Raw genomic sequence first — 24832 nt, 5'->3', positions numbered from 1 at the left:
TATATGAAGTTTATAAAGGATTCAGAGTTTATTAGAGGAAAATGTCCTATGACAAAAGAGGATATTAGGATTCTTACTATTAGCAAACTAGATTTAGATACAAATTCTAATTTTTTAGATATAGGAAGTGGAACTGGTAGTATTACTATTCAAGCTTCTAAATTTATAGAAGAGGGAAAAGTATTTTCTATAGAAAGAGATGAAGAAGCTCTAAGAGTAACTAAAGAGAACTTAAAAAAGTTTCAGTGTAATAATGTTACTTTATTAGAGGGTGATGCTATAGAACATATGGAATCACTTTCAAAGGAAGTTAAAGAAGAAAAAATCTCAAAATTTGATTCTATATTTATAGGGGGTTCTGGTGGAGGACTTGAAAAAATTATAAATATATCAGATGAAATCTTAAAAGAGGATGGAGTTTTAGTATTAAACTTTATAACTTTAAACAATGCATATAATGCAATAGAATTCTTAAAGAAATTAGAATATAAAACAGAAATTTCTTTAGTTAACATAAGCAAAAATAGAGAAAATACATACATGATGATTAGCAATAATCCAATTTTTATTGTTAAGGCGTTTAAGGAGGAAATTTAATGGCAATATTATATGGAATAGGTGTAGGACCTGGAGATAGTGAATTATTAACAGTAAAGGCAGTAAAAGCTATTGGAAATAGTGATGTTATAGTAGCTCCAAGTGCAGAAGAAGGTGGGGAGAGTATAGCATTAATCGCTGCTCAAGAATATATAAAAGAGGGAACAGAAATAGCTGTTAAACATTTTCCAATGGGAAAGAAAAATAGAGATTTAAAAGTTAAAGAGGCTTATGACTTTATTTTAGAAAAACTTAATGAAGGAAAAAATGTAAGTTTCTTAACTATAGGTGACCCTTATGTTTATAGTACATATATACATTTATTAAATTATGTAGAAGATCATGGTTTCCATGTAAAAACTATTCCAGGAATAACATCTTTTTGTGCTGCAGCTAGTATAGTTGATAGAACATTAGTTGTAGGTAATGAACCATTACTTGTTCTTCCAGCAGCTAGAGTACATGATATAAAAGATGAGAAGTTCGTTGTAATAATGAAAGTTTATAAAAAGGAAGAAGAAGTTATAGACGTTCTAGAAGAAAAGGGATTTGACTATGTGCTAGTTAGTAGAGCAGGTAGAGAAGGAGAAAAAATTCTAAGAACTAGAGAAGAAATTGTAAATCATAGAGATTATATGTCTTTAATACTAGCAAGTAGATAAGAGGAGGAATAAAAATGCTTTATTTTATAGGTGCAGGACCAGGAGCTGTTGATTTAATAACTGTTAGAGGAAGAAATTTATTAGAAAAAGCAGATGTTGTAATATATGCAGGATCTTTAGTAAGTAAAGAACATTTAGATGTTTGTAAAGAAGGAGTTAAAATATATAACTCAGCTTCAATGACTTTAGAAGAGGTAGTTGAAGTTATAAAAGAAAATGATGGTGAAGATAAAGTAATAGTAAGACTTCACACTGGAGATCCATCAATATATGGAGCTATTAAGGAACAAATGGATGAGCTAGACAAGTTTAATATAGAATATGAGGTTGTACCAGGAGTAAGTTCATTTACGGCAGCAGCTTCAGCTATAAAGAAAGAGTTTACCCTTCCATCAGTAACTCAAACTGTTATATTAACTAGAGTTGAAGGAAGAACACCAGTACCAGAAACAGAAGATTTAGAAAAGTTAGCTTCAATCGGGGCTTCTATGGCATTATTCCTTTCTATATCAATGATTGATAAGGTAGTTGAAAAATTAAAAAGAGGATATGGAAGAGAGGATGTTCCTATAGCTGTAATTTCTAGAGCAACATGGGATGATCAAGAAATAATCATTGGAACATTAGAAAATATATCAGAAAAGGTTAAGGAAGCTGGTATAAATAAATGTGCTCAAATATTAGTTGGAGATTTCATTGACTGTAATTATGAGAAGAGTCTTCTTTATGATAAGCATTTTACTCATATGTTCAGAAAAGGAATTGAATAAATATGATTGGAATAATAAGTGTTACTGAAAAGGGAGACTTTATAGGAGATAAGCTTAAGGATTTTTTTGAAGAAAATAATATTAGTTTCAAAGGAATTTATAAAAGTAAATGTGAAGATTTTTCTTTAAAAGGAGCTACACAGGAAATGTTTGAAACTTGTAAGAATATTATTTTTATAAGTTCAACAGGAATTGCAGTGAGAGCTATAACTCCTTTTATAGTAAAAAAAGATAAGGATCCAGGGATTGTTGTGGTTGATGTAAACAATAAGTTTACTATAAGTTTAGCTGGAGGACATATTGGTGGAGCCAATGAATTAACTTTAGAAGTAAGCAAAGTTTTAAATAACACTCCAGTTATAACAACTGCTACAGATAATCAAAATAAAGTTGCACCAGATATGGTTGCTAAAAGTAATAATCTTATTATAGAAGATTTAAAAAAGGCTAAAGATATGGCTTCAAGGTTAGTAAATAATAAAAAAGTTTATTTTATGGATGATAATAATTTGATCAAATTGCCTTTAGGCTATGAAAGTACATATTTATTAAAAGACAACACTCTTTGGATAACTAATAAGGAAAAAAGTGAAGAGGAAAACCTTAAGGGAGTTTTAAGATTAATAAGAAAAAATATATTACTTGGAGTAGGGTGTAGAAAAGGAGTACCTTCACAAGATTTAATAGATTTTGTTGAATCTTCACTTAAAGGTTTAAATATTGATAAGAGAGCTGTCTTAAAAATAGGATCAATAGATTTAAAAAAAGACGAAGAAGCTATTTTAGATTTAAGTAAATATTTAAATTGTCCTTTTGAAACATTTTCTAAGGAAGAGATTAAAAGTGTTCAAGATGAATTTGAAGGTAGTGATTTCGTAGAAAAATCTGTTGGAGTAAGAGCTGTATCGGAGCCAGCAGTTGTTTTAATGGATGGAAATATTGTAGTAAATAAATTAAAGAAAAATGGAATGACGTTAACTATTGGAAAGCTTAAGCTACATAATAAGGAGGAATAAGAATGGGAAAATTATATGTAATTGGAATTGGACCAGGTGGATTAGATGAAATGACTTTAAGAGCGGTTAAAGCTATTGAAGAATCTGACATAATAGTTGGTTACACTAAATATATAGAAATGGTTAAAGATTTAATAAAAGATAAGGAAATCTTCAAAACTGGTATGCGTGGAGAAGAAGAAAGATGTAGAGAAGCTTTAGAACTTAGTAAGGATAAAAAGGTTGCTTTAATAAGTACTGGTGATTCAGGAATTTATGGTATGGCTGGGCTTATCTTAGAGATGAGAAAAGATGAAAATGTTGAAATAATACCTGGTATTACAGCATCTAGTGCAGCAGGATCAGTTTTAGGTGCTCCTTTAATGCATGATAACTGTAACATAAGTTTAAGTGATTTAATGACTCCTTATGAAGATATAAAGAAAAGAGTTCGTTTAGCAGCAGAGGGAGATTTCGTAATTTCTCTTTACAATCCAAAGAGTAAGGGAAGACCACACTATTTAAGAGAGTGTGTTGATATAATTAAGGAATTTAGAGGAGAGGAAACTCCTATAGCAGTTGTTAGAAATGCTTTAAGAGAAGGAGAAAGTAAAGAAATATTTACTTTAAAAGACTTTAATGATGAAGTAGTTGATATGTTCTCAATAGTAATCATAGGAAACTCAAAAAGTTATATTAAAGATGGATATTTTGTAACTCCAAGAGGATATAAAATAAAAAAATAAAACTAATGGGGTGAGAATGTGATTGCACTTATATTAGGAACTTCAGAAGGAAGAGAGTTTCTTAAAAAGCTTAAGGGATTTGAAGATAAAATAGTTATATCTACAGCTACAGAATATGGTGGAGAACTTTTAAAAGAATTTCCAGTTGCATTTATGAATACCAAGCCTTTAGATGAAGAAGGACTTTTAAATTTTGCTAAAGAATTTAATTTAAAAGGAATAGTTGATGCTTCTCATCCTTATGCAAAGAATGTTAGTGAAAACACAATAAAAGTATGTAAGGACTTAAACATAGAATACATAAGATATGAAAGAAATGGTGTATTAAAAGAGTTAAATCATCCTAATATTATTAGAATAAGTGGATTAGACAAGCTTAAAGAATTAGACTCTATTATTGATGGACCTATTTTGAATACTACAGGAAGTAATGGAGTAAAGCAGATATTAGAATCTTCTCTTGAAAATAGAGTTATTCATAGAGTATTACCTTCAAAAAAAGTTATGAATGATCTTATAGATTTAGGAGTTAAGATTGAGGATATAGTTGCGATTAAAGGGCCTATTGGATATGAACTTAATAAGGCCTTTATAGATGAATACAAAGCAAAGGCTCTTCTAACTAAAGATAGTGGTGAAAGAGGGGGAGCTTTAGAAAAAGCAACGGCTGCACTAGATTCAAATATTAAATTAATAATAGTCGAAAAGCCTAAGGTGGATTATGGTAGATGTTTTTCTGATATAGATGAAACAGTAGAATATGTTAAAAATATTTTGAAATAACAGGGGGATAAAATGAGAAGAAAAAGAATTTTAGGTTTAGCTACTATAGGATTAGTATTTTCCTTAGCTTTAGCAGGATGTACTGGAAGTTCAAAGGGAAGTACAGATTCAAAAAATACTGAGGAAGGTTACCCAGTAACAATAAGTACATATGACCAAAATGGTAAAGAATTTCAAGAAACTTTTGAAAGTAAACCTAAGAGAGTTATTAGTACAAACCAAACAACTACAGAAATAATGCTTGATTTAGATTTACAAGAATATTTAGTAGGAACATCATTTATGGATAGCCCTATACTTCCAAGATTAGAAGAAAAATATAAAAATATCAATGTAATCTCTGAAACATATCCAAGTAAAGAAGCTGTTTTAGCCTTAAATCCAGATTTAATAATGGGATGGAAAAGTGTATTTTCAGAAAAGAACTTAGGTTCTGTAGAGTCATGGAATGAAAAGGGAGTTAAAACTTTTATTCAAAGAAACTCTGGAATTTCAAAAGAACAAACTTTAGAGGATGTTTACTATGATATAAATGATATAGGTAAAATATTTAATATAGAAGAAAAATCAACTAAGTATGTTGATGATATGAAATCAAGAATAAATTCTGTTTCTGAGAAGATAAAATCTGTTAAAGAACCAATGAAGGTTTTAATACTAGAGGGTGAAGGAGAAAATAAATATAGAGTTTATGGACCAAAGACTTTAGTTTCAGATATGGTTTCTAAGGCGGGTGGAGTTAATATAGCTAAGGATTCAGGTAGTGTTGGAGTTGAAAATATAATAGAAATGAATCCAGATGCTATTGTTCTTATACATTACTTAATGCAAAATAAAGATAACCAAGAAGAGAGTTCTTTATTAGATAATAAAGCATTAAAAAATGTTACAGCAATAAAAGAAAATAGAATAATATATACTCCACTTTCAGAGACATATGCAGGAGGAGTAAGAACTGTAGATGGAATAGAAAGAATAGCAAAAGGCTTATATCCAGACCTAGTAAAATAAAAGTTAGTTTTTTAAAACTTATGCTCTGTTTTAGGTGAATGTTGATTTTTAGCTAGCTCTTCAGACCTAGCTTAATTTCGCAAAGTATTGCTATCATCTGCTTCAGAATAATAGCTAAAGCTTTTAAACTCGCTACGCTCAAACAGAAAAAGCTTCTTAACACTATTATTCTTACGCATATAATGCAATACTAGATGCTTATTAAGATGGTCTTACAGTTCTATCTAAAAATCAACACTAGTCTAAAACATAGCTTAAACTTAAAAATTTTAGAAGCTCTAAGGTTCTCGCTTTAATAAGGTGGAGCCTTAGAGCTTAGTAATTATTAGGTATAAATTAAAATAGAGTTAAAAAAGTTTATTAAACTTCAATAGAGGAGTGTTAAATATAGTTGTTTAAATTAAATAGGAGAATGAATAAAAAAGTTATAATTGCTGTTTTATTAGTTATACTTTTTATATTATCTATAATATTAGGAATATCCTTTGGTGCTGTAGATATTCCTCCTTATGATGTGTATAGAGTATTTCTATACAAAGTATTTGGAATTAAAATAGGGAATTTAGGAGCCTTATTAAATAGTACAGTTTTCGATATAATATGGGAAGTTAGAATGCCTAGAGTGATTTTAGGGGCTTTTACAGGAATGTCATTAGCAGTTGTTGGAGTAATCATGCAAGCCACTATACAAAATCCTTTAGGAGATCCATATATATTAGGACTATCTTCAGGAGCTTCTCTAGGAGCGACATTTTCAATACTTGTAGGATTTTCTGGAGTTTTATCAAGTTTTGGTGTAGGGCTAGGAGCATTCCTAGGAGCTTTAATGGCTTCTATACTAGTTTATTTCTTAGCCAAAATAGGAGGGCGTATAACGCCTTTTAAGATGATATTAGCGGGTATGGTTATAAGTTCTATATGCTCATCTCTAACTAGTCTTATAATTTTTTTATCAAAGGATAATGAGGGGATAAGGACAGTTAACTTCTGGATGATGGGAAGCCTTGCTGGAGCAGAATGGAGTAATATAGCTCTTCCTATAGTTGTATCAATAATTCCTTTAATATATTTCTTTACTCAATATAGAAATTTAAACTTAATGGTATTAGGGGATGAAACATCTATTACCTTAGGGTTAAATGTGGAAAAGCATAGAAAGATATATATGATATTATCTTCTTTAGTAACTGGAGTAATTGTTTCAGTATGTGGAACTATAGGTTTTGTAGGTATTATGATTCCTCATATTGTAAGGCTTATATTTGGTACAGATCATAAAATTTTATTACCCTTTAGTGCTCTATTAGGTGCTATATTTCTTATATGGGCAGATGTTATTGCTAGGTGTGCAGTTTCTAATATGGAACTTCCTATAGGAATAATTACATCTGTAATAGGTGCTCCATTTTTATTATGGTTAATGATAAAGGGAAATGGAGAAAAGGAGCAGGGATTATGATAAAATTAGAAGATTTAAAGGTTGAATTAGGTAAGAGTAAAATTATAAAGGGCATTTCTTTTAATGTTAATAAAGGAGATTTTGTTGGGATTATAGGCCCAAATGGAAGTGGTAAATCAACCTTATTAAAAACTATTTATAAGCTACTAGATAAAAAGAGTGGAGAAATATATATAAATGGTAAGGAGATAAATAACATAAGTATAAAGTCAATGGCAAGAGAGCTGGCTGTAGTAAGTCAATTTAATCAATATAATTTTAGCTTTAAGGTTAAGGATATTGTACTTATGGGAAGAAATCCTTACAAAAAAACTTTTCAATTAGATAATAAAGAAGATTATAAAATAGTAAAAGACTCATTAGAAAAAGTAAATATGCTTGAGTATAAAGATAGAGATTTTTTAAGTTTATCAGGTGGTGAAAAACAAAGAGTTTTATTAGCTAGAGCTCTAGCTCAAAAGACAGAAATTCTTTTGCTAGATGAGCCTACAAACCACTTAGATATTAAATATCAAATAGAAATAATGAATATCGTCAAAGAATTAAATATAACAGTTTTAGCGGCACTACATGACATGAATTTAGTTTCGGCTTATTGTAATAAAGTATATATGATGAATAAGGGAAAGATTATTTGCGGAGGGGAAACAAGAAAGGTTTTAACTCCTAAAAATATAAAGGATGTCTTTGGGGTTGAATGTGAAATAGGAGAAAATTCAAAAGGAAATATAACGATAAATTTTTTATTTTAATTTTAGGCTCTGCTTTAGATAAACAGTAATTTTTATTTAAAGCAGGGTAGTTTTTATATTTTAACTAGTTTTATTTTTAAAGTATCAAAATGTTTGTAAATCAAAGTAAAATAATATAAAATTACAATATGGAAAATAAATTTTGTTAAGGAGTAATTTTATATGAAAAGTATAAGTAGAATTAAGGTAAGGTATGCAGAAACAGATGCAATGAAGGTTGTACATCATGCCAACTATTATATATATTTTGAATCAGCAAGAGAGGATTTCATAGAAAAGTTTGGAATAAGATATAAGGATATGGAAGATAGCGGAGTTATGATGCCATTAGTTGAGACACAATGTAAATATATAGATGCTGCAAAGTATGGAGATAATCTTATGATAGAGACAGAATATGATGAGATAACACCTATTAAAGTAGGATTAAAATATACTGTTAAAAGAGAAAGTGATAATAAGCTTATTGCTACAGGAAAAACACTTCAAACTTTTGTTGATAGTGCTACTTTTAAAATAATAAACCTTAAAAAAGCTCATCCAGAAATGTGGAAAAAATTAAGTGGGTGTTAAATTGGTGAATAATTGATTAATTAAGTGTTAAAAACTTTTTTGTTTATTGAAAATATATATTAATTAAAATATAATCTAATAAAATAAAATTATTCTTTAATTCAGTCCAGAGAGGCTTGAAAGAATTTTAATTATTTAGATTATAAATATAATTTTATTAGTTTAAAGAATTAACTTCTTGCCTCTAATCTGGCAAGAAGTTTTATTTTTACCTTTTTAAATCAGTCCCGTGAGGCTGGAAAGAGGAGAAACAGAGCTTTCTCCTTAATAAAAATAAGGAGGCTTAAAATTTATGGCACAACAAGTAATTAGTAAAGAAAAAAGCAGTATTAAGACAGAAGGAATTTTATCCTATTTTAAAAATGGTATTCTAGGCTTACAGCATTTAGTTGCTATGTTTGGAGCTACAATATTAGTACCTATGGTAACAGGACTTGACCCATCAGTAGCTTTATTCACAGCAGGAGTAGGTACTTTAATATTCCATTTATGTACTAAGGGAAAAGTTCCAGTATTTTTAGGATCATCTTTTGCATTTATACCTGTAATTACAGCAGTTGCTAAGGAGTATGGCGATTTAAGATATGCTCAAGGAGGAATATTCTTTGCAGGATTAGTATATGTATTAATTTCTTTTGGAATAAAGAAAATAGGTGTAGAGAGAATAAGAAGATTTTTACCTGCAAGAGTGGTAGGTCCTATGATAATGGTTATAGGTTTAAATCTTATACCTAATGCTTTAGAAATGGCTGGTGTTAAATCTTTAATAGCTGGTGAATCAGGAGCAATTACTTCAGTTATAATAGCGATTACTACATTAGGATTAGCATTATTAATAAGTAAGTTTGGAAAGGGATTTTTCTCACAATTAGCAATAATAACAGCAGTTGCAGTTGGATATAATTTAAGCTTAGTATTAGGACAAGTTGATACGAGTTTAATTCAACAAAGCACTATGGTTGCAGTGCCAAACTTTACACTTCCAAAATTTGATTTTGGGGCAATAATGATAACTTTACCAGTAATATTAGCTGTATCAATGGAGCATATAGGAGATATAACTACTAATGGACAGGTGGTAGGTAAAAACTTTATAGAAGATCCAGGCTTAAATAGAACAATATTAGGAGATGGACTAGCAACTTTAGTAGCATCTTTATTAGGAGGACCTGCTAACACTACTTATGGAGAAAATACAGGAGTTTTGGCAATAACTAAAAATTATAATCCATCAATTCTAAGATTAACAGCTGTTTTTGCCATAATACTAAGCTTTATAGCGAAATTTGGAGCAGTTATAAGAACAATTCCTCAATCAGTAATGGGAGGAATAAGTTTAATGCTATTCTCTATGATTGCATTAGTAGGAGTTAAGACAATAAAGAACGAAAAAGTTAAGTTAAATAAAACTAACATAATATTAATGACAACAATAATGTTTGTTGGTCTATCAGGTTTATTTATGGAAAAACCTATAGGAATAAATATAAGTGAGGCTGTAAGTATATCTGGGTTAAGTTTAGCTGCTTTAGTAGGGGTTATCTTAAATTTAATAATAACTAAATTTGAAGCAGTAAAGAACAGCAAAGAAATAACTGTTTAAAAAGAGTGATAACAAGTCATTTTAAAATTAAAATGACTTGTTATTTTTTATATAAAAAAATTAGAAAATTTTATTAGAATGTGGTATCATATTAATAATAAATATTAATATTTTGTTAACACAAATTAATGAGAGGAAGTGTCAAAAATGAATTTAATAAGTAGTAAAATTGATGAAATGAAAGAAGATATAGTTGAGTCAGTACAAAATATTATTAAAATCAAAAGTGTCGAAGATGAACCTAAAGAGGGTATGCCTTTTGGAGAGGGAGTTGCAAAATCTCTTGAATGTGCCTTAGAAATTTCAAAAAAATTAGGCTTTAAAGTAGTTAATTTAGATGGACATGTAGGTTATGCTGAATATGGTGATGGAGAAGAATATGTAGCTGCTTTAGGACATTTAGATGTTGTTCCAGAAGGAGATGATTGGATCTATCCAGCGTATGGTGCAGAGATACATGATGGAAAAATGTATGGAAGAGGAACAACTGATGATAAAGGACCAATCATGGCATCATTATATGGTTTAAAGGCTATAAAAGATTTAGGATTGCCTATATCAAAGAGAATAAGAATAATATTTGGTACTAACGAGGAAACTGGAAGCAAAGATATAGAATACTACTTAGAACATGAAAAAGCTCCAGTAGCAGGATTTACTCCAGATGCAGAGTTCCCAATAATAAATGGAGAAAAGGGTATCACTATTTTTGACATTGTTAAAGCTTTTGGAGAAGATTTAGTTACTGGCAATGTATGTGTTGAAAGTATAAAGGGCGGAATAGCATCAAATGTAGTTGCTAGTCTTTGTGAAACAAAACTAAAAACTAAAGAAGTAGATAAAGTTTGTGAATTAATAGAAAAGGTTGCTAAGGAAAATAATATTAAGTTTGAATTATCACACAGCAATGATGAAATCGAATTAAAAGTATTTGGTGTTTCAGCTCATGGTAGTACACCAGAAAAGGGTATAAATGCTATTATGCAATCAGTTAAAATATTATCAGAATTAGATTTAGCACAAAAGGATATTAAAGACTTTATTAAATTCTTAAATGATAATATTGGCGAAGATGTATATGGAGAAAAATTCGGTATATTCTTAGAGGATAAAGCTTCAGGAAAATTAAGCTTTAACGTTGGAGTGATCGATTTAAATAATAAAGAAGCAAGAGTTACTCTAAACTTAAGATATCCTGTTACTAATACTTTAGAAGATATGATGAAACCATTTAATGAAAGAATAAGTGGAAAAGGCATAGAAATAGAAAATTTTGAACATCAAAAACCATTATATTTTTCACCAGATCATCCTTTAATAAAGACTTTACAAAAAGTATATAAAGAAGAAACAGGAAAAGAAGGAGAATTAATGTCTATTGGGGGAGGAACATATGCTAAAGAAATGCCTAATACAGTAGCATTTGGACCAATATTCCCAGGAGAACCAGATGTTATTCATAAACCAAATGAATATATTAAAATAGATGACTTAATTTTAATAAGTAAAATATATGCAAAAGCTTTATATGAATTAGCAAAATAATTTTAGATATTAATAAAATAAATAAAAGTGTATATTTTTTAGCTAATCTTAACTTTATGAATATAGTTAGTTAAAAAATCGACAACTAAGAAAATAAAAAAAGAGTGGCGAAAATCCACTCTTTTTTTATTCATGTTTATTCTGACATTCTTCACATATTCCGTAAAAATACATCTTATTTGAAAGTATTTTATAGTTTGAATGTTTTTGGGCTTCTTCATTTAGATGGTTATAATCTAAATTTTCAAGATCGTCAACTCTACTACAAGTTAAACATTGAACATGACAGTGATCCTTTGCATTACCATCATACCTAAAGTTTCCTTCACCAACATTAATCTCTTGTATTAATTCAACTTCTACAAGAGTTTTTAATGCTTTATAAACCGTAGCTAATGACATTGTAGGATAATCTTCCTGTAAAGCCTTATAAATAGTCTCAGCAGATGGATGTTCTTTAGTACCTTTTAAGTACTTATACACAGCAATCCTTTGAGGCGTTAGTTTTAATTTTTTTTCTTTAAAAATAGTAGTTATATTGTCCATTTCCACCATCCCTATCATCTATGAGAATTAAATATATTATATAATAATTATTATTATGTGTCAAAGATTATCTTTTAATACTACTTAATATTTATAAAATTTTCAGTAGTATTAATATTATTTAAGAAAAATTCATAAAAAAAACTTGTAAAAATAGCCTTTTTATGATAAAATTTATTTAAAGGTTGTTAATTAATTAACAAAGTTTTTCCATGTTCATTTCATTTTCCTTTAAGAACAGTTTTCAACTGTTCTTTTTTTTTTACAACATAAAAAAAGGTATTAAAGATTTTAACTTTAAATACCTCTAAAAATACTTTTATGTTAAATAAAGTTTAATTTAAATATTTTTAAACGCCATTAACTATTTTACTTCTATAAAAAGAGAATTGCAAGTAAAGTAATTACAATTATATATTAATATGTTACGAAAATGTAATGTTTTTTAATAATTTTTTTATTAATTCAAGAAAAAAATATAAAAATAAAATTTTGAAAAATTAATTCATTTACTATAAATAATAAGAATAAAATTAGCAAATAATACATTGGTATATAAAGGTATAAGTCTTTACTTAAAGCTAAATGAGTGGTAAACTTTACTATATAAATTAATTACTTAGGAGGTTAATTATGTCAAAATATAAAGTTGGAGACGAATTAATTATTGTTACAGATCCTAATCAGGAAGAGAAAAAATTAAAGGATTTAAGTTTCTTAAAGAAAGATGGAGACTATGCTTCTTTATCATGGGGAATAAAAATAGTTGATGTATTATATGAAAAACCAAATGTTACATTAACTTATAGAAATGTTATGGGCGAAACTAACAAGGTTTTTGCTGTTTGTAATGATGTTGCTAATTTTGATCACGAAAAAGTTTTAGAGAAAGCTTTACTTAAAGCATTCCAAAATGAGCTTACAAACATTACAGTTATAAAAAATGCAGGCTTAAAGACTATGTTATAATTAAATTAAGAGGGGATTGAGAGTATAATATGGCATATTGTCCATTTTGGTCAAGCGAGAGGGAAAAATTTAGTTGTTATAAAGAATGTCCAATGAATGAGAAAATTACAGGAGAGGAATGTGTATTTTCTCTTTATTTAGATAAAAACTTTTTACTTGGGGAAGAAGATAAGGAATCAGACTTAGTTTTAACTCAGGTAAATTAATAAGAGACGCTTCTTGGGTATGAAGCGTCTCTTATTTTTATATATTTATAATAAGAAAGAAGAGTAAGGAATCCTACAAATCTTAATTATTTATATATATTAGAATATCTATGAAGTAAATTATGCTTTAGATTCCATAGTCCATTTGATAAGTCCACATAATAAGTATGAGGGTTTTCAAATCTTAAAATTTCTGGCCAAAGCTTTTCACATTCTTTTTTAGCATAATCTCTAATTTCCATGACTGATGGATTTGTATAGCATACCTTTCCATTTTCAAATATTTTAACAAGTAAATCTTTAACATAATAATTAGTTAATGTTTTTCTTTTCCATACATGTATAGGATTAAAAATTTCTAATGGTGTATCAGTATCTATTTTTTCATCGTTTAATAATATCAAATCAGCTAAAGCTGTGTGGGTTGTATTATCAAATATTCTTATCAATCTCTTGAATCCTGGATTTGTTATCTTTTCTTCATTTTCACTTATTTTTATTCTAGGAATTATATTACCTTCTTCATCTTCAACTGCAACTAATTTATATACACCGCCAAAAACAGGTTCAGATCTAGCTGTTATAAGTCTTTCTCCAACTCCAAAAGCATCTATTGAAGCTCCTTGGCTTAATACATCTCTTATTATAAATTCATCTAAGGAGTTTGAAACTATTATTTTACAATCTGGGTATCCAGCATCATCTAGCATTTTTCTACATTTTTTAGAAAGATAAGTAATATCACCGCTATCTATTCTTATTCCTTTTGGTCTTTTACCTAAAGGCTTTAATACCTCATCAAAAACTCTAATTGCATTAGGAACACCAGATTTTAAAACATTATATGTATCTATTAAAAGAGTACAATTATCTGGATACGCAACTGCCCACGCTTTAAATGCTTCATATTCATCTCCAAAAAGTTGAATCCAACTATGAGCCATAGTCCCTATAGCTGGTATATCAAACATTTGGTCAGCTATTGTACATGCTGTAGAATGACATCCTCCTATGGCAGCAGCTCTTGCACCATAGATTGCTCCATCATATCCTTGGGCTCTTCTAGAACCGAATTCCATAACAGTTTTATCGCCAGCAGCTCTACATATTCTATTGGCTTTAGTAGCTATAAGTGTTTGGTGATTTATAGTAAGAAGTATCATAGTTTCAACAAATTGTGCTTGTATTACAGGTCCCTTCACTATAACTAAAGGTTCATTTGGGAAAACAGGATTACCCTCTGGAATTGCCCAAACATCACAAGTAAATTCAAAATTTATTAAAAATTCTAAGAATTTATCACAAAATATTTCTTTTGATTTTAAATATGCTATATCATCTTCTGAAAAGTGTAGATTTGATAGGTATTCTATTAATTGTTCAACACCAGCCATTATACAGTAACCGCCGCCATCTGGTACTCTTCTAAAATACATATCAAAATAGGCAATTTTATTTTCTATACCATTTTTAAAATAGCCATTTGCCATAGTAAGTTCATAGAAATCAACTAGCATTGTAAGATTTCTAGGGTTTTTTACATCAAACTTATAATCCATATAAAATTTATCTCCTTTTCATAAGTTGTCAATAACTATTGTAACCAGTAGTTAGAATTATTACAATATATATGTTACTAAATATTATGTTTTACTAAGTATTAATTTAGTCAATAATTAAAATAAATTGTATTAAAATTAGGAGAATTATCATGTCAAATTTAGATAAATATCAAAAGGAAGCTGTAAGGGCAAATAGCAAAAGTGTTCTTGTTATAGCACCTCCAGGAGCTGGAAAAACAACTGTAATATTAAATAGAATAAAGTATCTTTTAGAGGAAAAAAAAATTAAAGGAATACATGTTGTGGTAATAACCTTTACTAAGGCAGCGGCAGAAAATATGAAAAGTAGATTTAAAGAAATGCATAGTGAAGGTGTCATTCCTTTTTTTGGGACATTTCATGGACTTTTTTATAAGATATTGCTTAGAAATAAGGAAGATATAAGACTTATAGAAGCAAAGGATGCTTATAATGTCATACGAAAAGTTTTATCAAATTATATAGAAGAAGTAAGTGATGAAAAAATAAAAGAAGTTTTAAATAATATATCTAGAAAAAAAGTTTCGTCTAAAGAATTAGAAATATCAATGACTCAGGATATTTTTGATAAATGTTATGATGCTTATGAAACTTTTAAAAATCAAAGAGGGCTTTTAGATTTTGATGATTTGCAAATTAAAGCAGTAAATCTTTTAAAAGGAAATCCTCATATATTAGGGTATTATAGAAATTTAATAAGACATATATTAGTTGATGAATTTCAAGATTGTGATGAAATTCAATTAGAGTTTTTAAGACTTATAAATAATGAAGTCTTTTGCGTAGGTGATGAAGACCAAAGTATATATTCTTTTAGAGGAGCAACTCCAAAATGCATGATAAATTTTGGAGAGAATTTTGAAGAAAGTGAAAAAGTTTATTTAAAATACAATTATAGAAGTCTTAAAAATATTGTTGAAGTATCTAAGGATGTTATAAAGCATAATAAAGAAAGGTATAAAAAAGAAATAATAGCTTTTAACGAAAATGAAGGTAATATAGAGCTAAAAAAACCTTTTAATGAATCTGAAGAGGCTAATATGATTATTGGAAGGATAGAGGAGGCTAAAAGGCTAGGAAATAAATATTCTGATAATGCTATTCTTTATAGAACTAATATGGAAAGTAGAAGTTTTATTGATGCATTTATTAGAAAGAAGATTCCTTTTAAGCTTTTAGATAAAGAATATAATTTCTTTAACCACTTCATATGTAAGGACCTAATAGCTTACTTAAGACTATCAATAGATCCATTTAATAAAGAAGCTTTCAATAAAATAATAAATAAGCCTTTTAGATATGTTTCGAAAAGTGCCGTTTATGGAGTTATGAATTCTAAAAGACAAGAAAATGTTTTTGATTTACTGATGAGTGCAGATGGTGTACATCCGTTTCAGATGAGAAAATTTGAGGAGTTAAAAAGTGATATAGCGTATTTAAATAAGCTTTCTTTAAATAGTGCGATTGATTTTATATTAAGTGATTTAGAATATAGCCAATATATAAGGGAATATTCTTCTAAATTCAAACAAAATCATGATGAACTATTAGATATTGTAGAAGAATTTAAGAGTTCAGCCATAGAGTTTAAATCAATAATAAATTTCTTAGCACATATAGAGAGCGTTGAGGAAAATTTAGAAAATATAAATTCAAAAGGGAATATAGATTCTGTTATATTAAGTACAATGCATGGAGTTAAGGGAATGCAATTTAAGAATGTTTATATTGTTAATATTGTTGATGAAACAATACCACATAAAAATAGTATGGAAAATTTAGAAGAGGAGAGAAGACTTTTTTATGTGGGAATTACTAGAGCAATAAATAACCTTTATTTATATGCTCCTAAAAATTTAAGAGGAAAGTTTAAAGATCCATCAATGTTTTTAAATAATACAAATTTAGAAAAGGAATCAAATATAAAGGATTATGGAATAAAAGAGGGGGATGTTATAAGACATAATTATTTTGGGATAGGAGAAGTTTATAAATTAGATAAAGATACCGTTGAAATTAAATTTGTTCAAGGAGATAGTAAAAAATTTTCCTTAAGAACTTTAGTTGAAAATAACTTAATAGAAAAAATAGTTTGCGAAGTATAAATAAAAGTGACAAAGAAAATTACATAAAATTTCTAAGTATTTTTCTTTGTTACTATATTTTTTGGAATTTAACTCTTAAATAATATACTCGTAAATGAGTATAAAATATAATTGAATAAAAAAATATAGTAATATATAATCAAAAATATATAAAATAAATAAAATATAAAATATATATATTTTATAAACAAAAAGTAGGTGTTAAAAATGAATATAAATTTAATAGAGGAAGCTCAAGAAATAAAAGATTTATTAGTAGCTTTAAGAAGAGATTTTCATGAAAATCCAGAATTAGGATTTGAAGAGTGGAGAACTTCAGGAAAAATAAAAGAATTTTTAACTAATGAGGGTATTGAATATATAGAAACTGCTAAAACAGGAGTGTGCGGTGTAATAAAAGGAACGTTAAAAGATGATAATAAGAAGGATAGATGTATAGCTTTAAGAGCTGATATAGATGGCCTTCCTATGAATGATAAGAAAACTTGTTCATATTCTTCAAAGGTCAAAGGAAAAATGCATGCATGTGGTCACGATGCTCATACAACTATTTTACTTGGAGCTGCAAAGTTATTAAACAGACATAAAGATAAGTTTAGTGGAACTGTTAAGCTATTATTTGAGCCAGCAGAAGAAACAACAGGTGGAGCTCCTATAATGATAGCTGAAGGAGTTTTAGAAAATCCTAAAGTTCAAAAGATAATAGGTCTTCATGTAGAAGAGACTTTAGACGTTGGAAAAATAATGATAAAAAAAGGTGTTGTTAATGCAGCATCCAATCCATTTACAATAAAGATAAAGGGAAGAGGAGGACATGGTGCATATCCACATATGGCCGTAGATCCTATAGTTATGGCTTCTCAGGTCGTTTTAGGATTACAAACAATAGTAAGTAGAGAAATAAAGCCAGTAAATCCTGCAGTTGTGACAGTGGGAAGTATAAATGGGGGAACAGCTCAGAATATAATACCAGATGAAGTTATATTAAAAGGTGTTATAAGAACAATGACTCTAGAAGATAGAGCATATGCTAAGGAAAGACTTAGAGAAATAGCTACATCAATTTGTACTGCTATGAGAGGCGAATGTGAAATCGACATAGAAGAGAGTTATCCATGTTTGTACAATAATAGTGAAGTTGTAGACTTAGTTTCAGAAGCAGCTAAGGATATAATAGGACCTGATAATGTTAAAGAACAGGAAGCACCAAAGCTTGGAGTTGAAAGTTTTGCATACTTTGCTTTAGAAAGAGATTCGGCTTTTTACTTCTTAGGAGCTAGAAATGAAGAGAGGAACATTATTTACTCAGCTCATAATAGTAGATTCGATATAGATGAGGATTTATTACCAATTGGAGTTTCAATTCAATGTAAATCTGTGTTAAATTATTTGACAAGGGAGTAATTTAATATTAATCTATAAAATAGTAATTATAAAATGATTTAAATTAGGAGTGAAGCAATTTGAAAATAGAGATAGGTACAAATGAAGCAGGACAGAGATTAGATAAGTTCTTAAGAAAATATTTAAAGGATGTACCTCTAAGTGCTATATTTAAAGCATTAAGAAAAGGAGATATAAGAGTAAACGGAAAGAAGCAAAAAGAAAAGTATTCTCTTTTAGAAGGAGATGTTATAGAAATAAGATATCTTCAAAGCGTAGTGACTAAAGAGAAGAAAAAGCCTAATTTCCAAATGGTTGATTCAGGATCACTTCAAGTAGTATATGAAGATGAAAACATGCTTTTAGTTGAAAAATGGCCAGGAGTATTAGTTCATTCAGATAAAAAGAATGGATCACCAACATTAACTGATTATGTATTATCATACTTATTCAGAAAAGGAGACTATGTTCCAGAAAACGAATTAACTTTTACTCCGGCATCTTGTAACAGATTAGATAGAAATACCTCAGGAATAGTATTTTTCGGTAAGAATTTTGAAGGGTTAAAATTACTTAACGAAATGATAAGGGAAAGAAAAGTTAAGAAGTATTACTGTGCTTTAGTAAAGGGTAAAATACAACCTGGAAAATATGAAGCATACATATCAAAAGATGATGAAGCTAATAAGTCAACAGTTTATGATACTGAAAGACCAGATACAAAGAAAATAAAAATGGATGTTAAAGTTCTACAAACTAATGGTGCTTTCTCATTATTAGAAATAGAACTTATAACTGGAAGAAGTCATCAATTAAGAGCTCATTTAGCTCATTTAGGAAATCCTATAGTTGGAGATTTTAAATATGGTGATAATAAAATGAATTCGTTCTTTGAAAATAAATTTGGATTAACATATCAATTTCTTTATGCGTATAAGGTTACGTTTAAAGAGGTTCCTGAAAAGTTTAGTTATTTAAAAAATAAAACTATAGCTCAGGGATTACCTCCGATGTTTAAAAAGATAAAGAAGGATGTATTTAAATTTAGGATTTAGTTTTTAAGATAGGAGATTTTTATGAAAGAGCAGTCTATAACTAGAGGATTTGCAATACTTTCTATTGCAAGCATAGTTGCTAAATTATTATCTTTAATTTATGTACCTTTTCTTACTAGAATCGTAGGAGAAGTTGGTATGGGGATATATGGTAAAACTTATGATATATTTGTTTTTGTATATGCATTAACAAATGTAGGATTACAGACAGCCATATCAAAGTATGTTTCAGAATTAGATGCAGTTGGAAATTATAAGGATGCATTAAGAGCATTTAAGATTTCAAGATCATTTTTACTTGCAGTTGGAACTTTATTTACTATAGGGTTAATGGTAAGTGCTAATTTTATAGCAACAATAAGTGAAACACCAGAAATGGTTTATCCAATAATATTTTTAGCACCAACAATTATGATAACAACCGTGTTAGTTACTTATAAAGGATATTTTCAAGGAAGATCTCAAGCTACGCCAATAGCAATAGCTACTGTAATAGAGCAAGTTGTAAATGTCGTTTTAAGTTTAGTCTGTGCATACTTGCTTATAAAGAAGAGTGTATCTTTAGGTGTCGCTGGAGGAACTATAGGATCATCAGCTGGAGCCTTAATGGCAGTTTTATATTTAATATACATATATAATATATATGGAGTTGAAAAAGAAGCTAAGAGAAAACAGGAACCTGGAGTTAAAAGAATTACAGGTAAAAGAATAGCAAGGACTTTATTTAAATATGGATTACCAATAACTCTTAGTACAGGTCTTCAAAATTTAGGAAATATAATAGATATGCTAACAGTAAGTAATAGACTTGTTGATGCAGCAGGATTTTCTCAAAATCAAGCTAATGCTCTTTATGGATATTTTTCAACAAGATATAAGATTTTATTAAATGTTCCAATGGTATTTATAACTTCTTTGGGATATATGGCATTACCTGCAATATCAAGGGCATATACTTTAAGGGATAAAAGGGAGATAAAAAGTAAGATTAACTTTTCTATGAGGGTTACATATCTTTTATCTATACCGTCGGCTTTTGGATTAGCATTATTAAGTGAAAATATATATAAATATATCTTTGCAGATTCAAATGGATATATGATGATGGTAATAGGTGCTGCTATGATTCCTTTAACGGCAATAGTACTTATGCAGAACGTAATACTTCAGAGTGTAAGCCAGTTTTACTATGTATTATTTACTCTAGCACTTAGTATTGTAGTTAAGTTTACATTGAATATGACTTTAGTTGCAAATCCTAATATAAATATTTACGGAGCTGTAATTTCGGGAATGGTGGCTTTCACAATTTCTCTAGTGCTTAATCACTTTAGAATGAGAAAAACATTAAAGATGAAAATATCAATGTTTAAATATGCAGTAAAACCTGTCTTAGCATCGATATACATGAGCATAGGAATAATGTTGAGCAAATATGTATTATCTTTCTTTATAGATTTAAATAAGTTAAGTTTTATATTTGGTATAACTATATTACTTGTAATAATAGCAATAGGTGCATTTATGTATCTTCATGCTATTATAGTCTTAGGTGGTATTAAAAAAGCTGATATAGAAGAAATTTCACCTAAACTTTTAAGAATTATGCCAAAATTCTTAAAGAAAAATATTAAATAAAAAAAGTAGGTTATCTAAAGCTTAGATAACCTACTTTTTTATTATTTTTTTCTAAATAACTTTAAAATTTCATTTATTATGAAAGGAATTAGAGAGACCAATATAACTACAATCCAATCATATAAAAGTAAAGGAGTAACCTTAAAGATATTAGCAATAAAAGAAATAGATATTATTATAACTTGAAGAAAGATTCCAAGTAATATTGAATATACTAAATATTTATTTGAGAATATCCCTAATGAAAAGGCTGATTTAGTGTTGCTCCTAAGAGAAAGAGATAAAAATAATTGAGACACACTTAGAACAACAAAAGCCATTGTTTGTGCATGAACTAGGGAACTAGGATAAAGTCTTTCACCTAGTTTGAAGGCGAATAATGTTATTCCACCTATTAAAATACCATTTATAACAAGTTGTATTTTATCACCTCTAACAAATATGCTTTCCTCAGGATTTCTAGGTGGTTTATCCATTACATCTTCCTTTGTCTTATCTACTCCTAGAGATAAAGCAGGGAAACTATCGGTTATTAAATTAACCCAAAGTATGTGTATTGGTTGAAGTGGAGAATTCCAATTTAGTAGTATAGCTGTGAATAAGGTTAAAATCTCACCTAAATTACAAGATAGTAAAAATACTATGGATTTTTTTATATTTAAGTAAATTTTTCTACCTTCTTCTACAGCTGAAACTATTGTTGAAAAATTATCGTCAGTTAGAATCATATCTGAGGCACCTTTAGAAACATCAGTTCCAGTTATACCCATGGCAACACCTATATCAGCAGCTTTTAGGGATGGAGCATCATTTACTCCATCTCCAGTCATTGAGACTATATTGCCATGAGATTTAAAGGCTTTAACTATTTTAACTTTGTGCTCAGGAGATACTCTTGCAAAAACTCTATAATTTATTATTTTTTCATTAAATTCTTCTTCCTTAAAAGTATCTATTTCATGGCCTGTGATTGCCTGGGATATATCTTCAGCTATTCCAAGTTCATTAGCAATAGCAAAGGCTGTATTTTTATGGTCACCTGTTATCATAACAGGTGTTATTCCTGCACTTTTACAAAGTTTAATAGAATCCTTTACTTCTAATCTTGGAGGATCAATCATACCGACCATACCAATAAATATTAAATCTTTTTCTAGAGAATCCAAAACTATATTCTCTTTTGAGGTATCCTTATAAGCAAAAGAAAGAACTCTTAGTGCTTTATCTGACATTACATTAGAGTTTTCTAAAATTTTATTTTTATACTCAGGTGTAAAGTCTAATATGTTTCCATTAATGGATATTTTATTACAAATAGATAATATTGAGTCTAAGGCTCCTTTAGTGAAAACTCTTGCTTTTCCATCTACTAAATTTACTGTGGTCATTAATTTTCTATCAGAGTCAAAAGGAATTTCATCTATTCTTTTAAATTCTTTTTCAAGATCTTCTTTTATTACATTTAATTTAAAAGAACTTTCTAAAAGCGCAATCTCTGTAGGGTCACCGGTTTTATTTTTTTCAGAATAAGTTGCATCATTACAAAGAACCATACAATCTATTAAAAGCTTAGATTCTTTTTGATTTAAATTAAAATCATCTTCTTTTAAATAAGAATCATTTGTATAGACTGTGGTAACTGTCATTTTGTTTTGAGTAAGTGTACCTGTTTTATCAGAACATATTATACTAACAGAACCTAAGGTTTCCACAGCGGGAAGCTTTCTTATTATGGCATTCTTTTTAACCATTCTTTGAACCCCTAAGGCTAATACAATAGCAACTATGGCAGGAAGCCCTTCAGGAATGGCAGCAACAGCTAAGGAAATGGCTGTTAAAAACATTTCAAGCAAATCTCTTCCTTGAAAAAAAGAAATAACAAATATAAGTACACAAATTCCCACTGCTAAAAATCCTAGGATTTTACCTAATTCACTTAGTTTTTTTTGAAGAGGAGTTTCTTCATTTTCTTCTTGCTCTATCATTTTAGCTATTTTACCAATTTCAGTGTTCATACCAGTACCAACAACAACACCAATACCACGTCCATAGGTAGCTAAAGTTGACATGAATGCCATATTATGCTGATCACCAATTGGAATATCCTTATCAGGTAAAAAGGAAGCATCTTTTTCTGAAGGAACAGACTCACCTGTAAAAGCGGATTCTTCTATTTTTAAATTTGCTGTATCTATTAAGCGAAGATCACCAGGTATATATCTACCAGCATCTATTATGGCAATATCACCTGGAACAACATCCTCAGAAAGAATTTCTTTTAAAGAGCCATCTCTTTTGACAAGAGCTTTGGGAGTTGAAAGTTCCTTTAATGCATCTAAGGCCTTTTCAGCTTTAGATTCTTGAACAACTCCAATGATTGCATTTATTAGCACTACCAACACTATTATTAAAGCATCACTTATTTCTCCTAAAAATGCTGATATGATTGCAGCTATGATAAGAATATAAATCATCACATCTTTAAGTTGAGCTAAAAATTGTTGGAGTACAGTTTTTTTCTTTTTAGTTACAAGTTTATTTTTACCGTATTTCTCAAGTCTCTTTAAGGCTTCTTCAGAGGAAAGACCATTTTTTTCATCCACATTTAATTCTTGTAATATTTCATTTTTTGATTTTTTGTACCACAAAAATAATCACATCCTTTCTATTATATTAGCTTATAGATTTTTATAAAAAAAATACAAAAATGAAAGAAATTTTTTGCTGTATATAAAATGTTATGCTCAAAAGAATATAAAAGAGATAATATTTAACAAGATTTAAAATTTTTATAAATTTAAAAGAAATATAACAAAAAAATCGGAAATTTTAGTAAAATGAATTTATCTATTTAAATAGCTATTTTTTATTAATTGTATGATGTAAATGGAAAAACTTATTTTAGAAGGGGGATATGGAAATGACCAAGACTACTTTGGTGATAATGGCCGCAGGAATGGGTAGTAGATATGGTGGATTAAAACAACTTGATAAAATTGGTCCAAATGGAGAAACCATAATCGAATATTCAATTTATGATGCTATTAAGGCTGGTGTTAAAAAGGTTGTATTCATAATAAAAAAAGATATTTTTCAAATATTTAAAGAGACTATAGGTTTTAAGATAGAAAATATAGTTGAGACAGAGTATGTTTTTCAAGAAGTTGATAACATAAATAAAAATTTTATAGGAAAATTTGAAAGAGTCAAACCTTGGGGAACTGGACATGCAATTTTATGTTGTAAAGATGTTATTGATGGTCCTTTTATAGTAGTAAATGCTGATGACTTTTATGGAAGAGAAACATATAATATCCTTTGTGAAGAACTTAAGAAAAGCAAATTGGATTTTGAATATTTCATGGTTGGATTTAGCGTAGATAAAACCTTAACTGACTTTGGAAGTGTATCTAGAGGAATATGTGAGTTTAGCGAAGATGGAGATTTACTTTCTATAAAGGAAAGAACCAAAATTATAAAAAAGGATAATAAAATATACTATGAGGAAGAAGGAGTTTTTTATGAAATTCCAAATGATACTTTAGTTTCAATGAATATATGGGGACTAAAACCTAGTGTATTTAAAGAGTTGGAAAATAAGTTTTTAAGCTTTTTAACTAATAAAAATATAGATAAATGTAAAGATGAATTTTATCTTCCTATGGTAATGGATGAACTTATAGAGGAAGATAGAGCCAGTATCAAGGTTTTAAAAACAAATGAACAATGGCATGGAGTAACTTATAAGGAGGATAAAGAAAAAGTAAGTAACTCTTTAAAAGAGTTATCAAAAAATATTTATCCAGCTAATTTGTGGGAGGAGTTTAAATAAA

22 protein-coding genes are annotated in these 24832 nt (G+C 28.6%); 19 read left to right on the top strand and 3 right to left on the bottom strand.

The features are described from left to right. Positions 1 to 3 precede the first annotated feature (3 nt). The 12 genes from cbiT to pepV all read left to right on the top strand — a co-directional run bounded on the left by cbiT (position 4) and on the right by pepV (position 11496). A complete protein-coding gene (gene cbiT, locus AC2JAQ_RS07990) occupies positions 4 to 597 on the top strand; it encodes a precorrin-6Y C5,15-methyltransferase (decarboxylating) subunit CbiT (protein WP_488458748.1) in 594 nt (197 codons plus the stop codon). Next, a complete protein-coding gene (locus tag AC2JAQ_RS07985; protein ID WP_488458747.1) occupies positions 597 to 1259 on the top strand; it encodes a cobalt-factor II C(20)-methyltransferase in 663 nt (220 codons plus the stop codon). The genes cbiT and AC2JAQ_RS07985 overlap by 1 nt, the downstream gene beginning before the upstream one ends. A 14-nt stretch (positions 1260 to 1273) precedes the next feature. Next, on the top strand, positions 1274 to 2029 hold the full coding sequence (cobM, locus tag AC2JAQ_RS07980; RefSeq protein WP_488458746.1) for a precorrin-4 C(11)-methyltransferase: 756 nt from the start codon (positions 1274 to 1276) through the stop codon (positions 2027 to 2029). Positions 2030 to 2031: 2 nt separating this feature from the next. Next, positions 2032 to 3045: a cobalt-precorrin 5A hydrolase gene (gene cbiG / locus AC2JAQ_RS07975; RefSeq protein WP_488458745.1), complete on the top strand. Its 1014-nt coding sequence runs from the start codon at positions 2032 to 2034 to the stop codon at positions 3043 to 3045. Positions 3046 to 3047: 2 nt separating this feature from the next. Beyond that, positions 3048 to 3770, top strand: a complete 723-nt coding sequence (gene cobJ / locus AC2JAQ_RS07970) for a precorrin-3B C(17)-methyltransferase (protein WP_003452107.1) — start codon at positions 3048 to 3050, stop codon at positions 3768 to 3770. Positions 3771 to 3788: 18 nt separating this feature from the next. Next, positions 3789 to 4553 carry a cobalt-precorrin-6A reductase gene (locus AC2JAQ_RS07965; RefSeq protein ID WP_488458744.1) on the top strand — a complete coding sequence of 255 codons (765 nt, stop codon included), beginning with the start codon at positions 3789 to 3791 and terminating at the stop codon, positions 4551 to 4553. Positions 4554 to 4565: 12 nt separating this feature from the next. Continuing rightward, complete coding sequence (locus tag AC2JAQ_RS07960; protein WP_488458743.1) at positions 4566 to 5564, top strand: ABC transporter substrate-binding protein; 999 nt, start codon at positions 4566 to 4568, stop codon at positions 5562 to 5564. A 412-nt stretch (positions 5565 to 5976) separates the two neighbouring features. Next, a complete protein-coding gene (locus AC2JAQ_RS07955; RefSeq protein ID WP_488458742.1) occupies positions 5977 to 7023 on the top strand; it encodes a FecCD family ABC transporter permease in 1047 nt (348 codons plus the stop codon). After that, the gene (locus AC2JAQ_RS07950) at positions 7020 to 7775 is read left to right on the top strand and encodes an ABC transporter ATP-binding protein (protein WP_488458741.1); all 756 of its coding nucleotides are present in this window, start codon (positions 7020 to 7022) and stop codon (positions 7773 to 7775) included. The genes AC2JAQ_RS07955 and AC2JAQ_RS07950 overlap by 4 nt, the downstream gene beginning before the upstream one ends. Before the next feature lie 162 nt (positions 7776 to 7937). Further along, a complete protein-coding gene (locus AC2JAQ_RS07945; protein ID WP_488458740.1) occupies positions 7938 to 8348 on the top strand; it encodes an acyl-CoA thioesterase in 411 nt (136 codons plus the stop codon). 292 nt (positions 8349 to 8640) lie between these two features. Then, positions 8641 to 9951, top strand: a complete 1311-nt coding sequence (locus AC2JAQ_RS07940; protein ID WP_488458739.1) for a uracil-xanthine permease family protein — start codon at positions 8641 to 8643, stop codon at positions 9949 to 9951. Positions 9952 to 10098: 147 nt separating this feature from the next. Further along, a complete protein-coding gene (gene pepV, locus AC2JAQ_RS07935; RefSeq protein ID WP_488458738.1) occupies positions 10099 to 11496 on the top strand; it encodes a dipeptidase PepV in 1398 nt (465 codons plus the stop codon). A 126-nt stretch (positions 11497 to 11622) separates the two neighbouring features. Here the strand turns inward: pepV and perR are convergent, their stop codons facing one another. After that, positions 11623 to 12042: a transcriptional regulator PerR gene (gene perR / locus AC2JAQ_RS07930; protein ID WP_488458737.1), complete on the bottom strand. Its 420-nt coding sequence runs from the start codon at positions 12040 to 12042 to the stop codon at positions 11623 to 11625. A 633-nt stretch (positions 12043 to 12675) separates the two neighbouring features. Between perR and AC2JAQ_RS07925 the strand changes: the two genes are divergently transcribed. Beyond that, complete coding sequence (locus tag AC2JAQ_RS07925) at positions 12676 to 13011, top strand: hypothetical protein (protein ID WP_423240283.1); 336 nt, start codon at positions 12676 to 12678, stop codon at positions 13009 to 13011. Positions 13012 to 13040: 29 nt separating this feature from the next. Beyond that, positions 13041 to 13217, top strand: coding sequence for a hypothetical protein (locus AC2JAQ_RS07920; RefSeq protein ID WP_322503278.1), 177 nt, complete (start codon positions 13041 to 13043; stop codon positions 13215 to 13217). A gap of 86 nt (positions 13218 to 13303) precedes the next feature. On the opposite strand, the gene AC2JAQ_RS07915 is transcribed toward AC2JAQ_RS07920, so the two are convergent. Then, positions 13304 to 14776, bottom strand: coding sequence for a nicotinate phosphoribosyltransferase (locus AC2JAQ_RS07915; protein WP_488458736.1), 1473 nt, complete (start codon positions 14774 to 14776; stop codon positions 13304 to 13306). A gap of 152 nt (positions 14777 to 14928) precedes the next feature. Here AC2JAQ_RS07915 and AC2JAQ_RS07910 point away from each other — a divergent pair, with 152 nt between their 5' ends. From AC2JAQ_RS07910 to AC2JAQ_RS07895, 4 genes are all read left to right on the top strand, one after another. Next, a complete protein-coding gene (locus tag AC2JAQ_RS07910; protein WP_488458735.1) occupies positions 14929 to 16923 on the top strand; it encodes an ATP-dependent helicase in 1995 nt (664 codons plus the stop codon). 207 nt (positions 16924 to 17130) lie between these two features. Beyond that, the gene (locus tag AC2JAQ_RS07905) at positions 17131 to 18327 is read left to right on the top strand and encodes a M20 metallopeptidase family protein (RefSeq protein ID WP_488458734.1); all 1197 of its coding nucleotides are present in this window, start codon (positions 17131 to 17133) and stop codon (positions 18325 to 18327) included. Positions 18328 to 18386: 59 nt separating this feature from the next. Next, positions 18387 to 19361 (top strand): RluA family pseudouridine synthase, encoded by a 975-nt coding sequence (locus AC2JAQ_RS07900; RefSeq protein WP_488458733.1) that lies wholly within the window; start codon positions 18387 to 18389, stop codon positions 19359 to 19361. Positions 19362 to 19382: 21 nt separating this feature from the next. After that, complete coding sequence (locus AC2JAQ_RS07895) at positions 19383 to 20999, top strand: putative polysaccharide biosynthesis protein (RefSeq protein WP_488458732.1); 1617 nt, start codon at positions 19383 to 19385, stop codon at positions 20997 to 20999. A 41-nt stretch (positions 21000 to 21040) separates the two neighbouring features. On the opposite strand, the gene AC2JAQ_RS07890 is transcribed toward AC2JAQ_RS07895, so the two are convergent. Further along, positions 21041 to 23647 carry a calcium-transporting P-type ATPase, PMR1-type gene (locus AC2JAQ_RS07890; RefSeq protein WP_488458731.1) on the bottom strand — a complete coding sequence of 869 codons (2607 nt, stop codon included), beginning with the start codon at positions 23645 to 23647 and terminating at the stop codon, positions 21041 to 21043. 272 nt (positions 23648 to 23919) lie between these two features. Between AC2JAQ_RS07890 and AC2JAQ_RS07885 the strand changes: the two genes are divergently transcribed. Next, positions 23920 to 24831, top strand: coding sequence for a nucleotidyltransferase family protein (locus tag AC2JAQ_RS07885; protein WP_488458730.1), 912 nt, complete (start codon positions 23920 to 23922; stop codon positions 24829 to 24831). Position 24832 lies beyond the last annotated feature (1 nt).

Source organism: Clostridium sp. LIBA-8553, assembly GCF_057782465.1.
The sequence above is the reverse complement of the archived record's forward strand: the minus strand, read 5'-3'. Positions and strand labels throughout refer to the sequence as shown.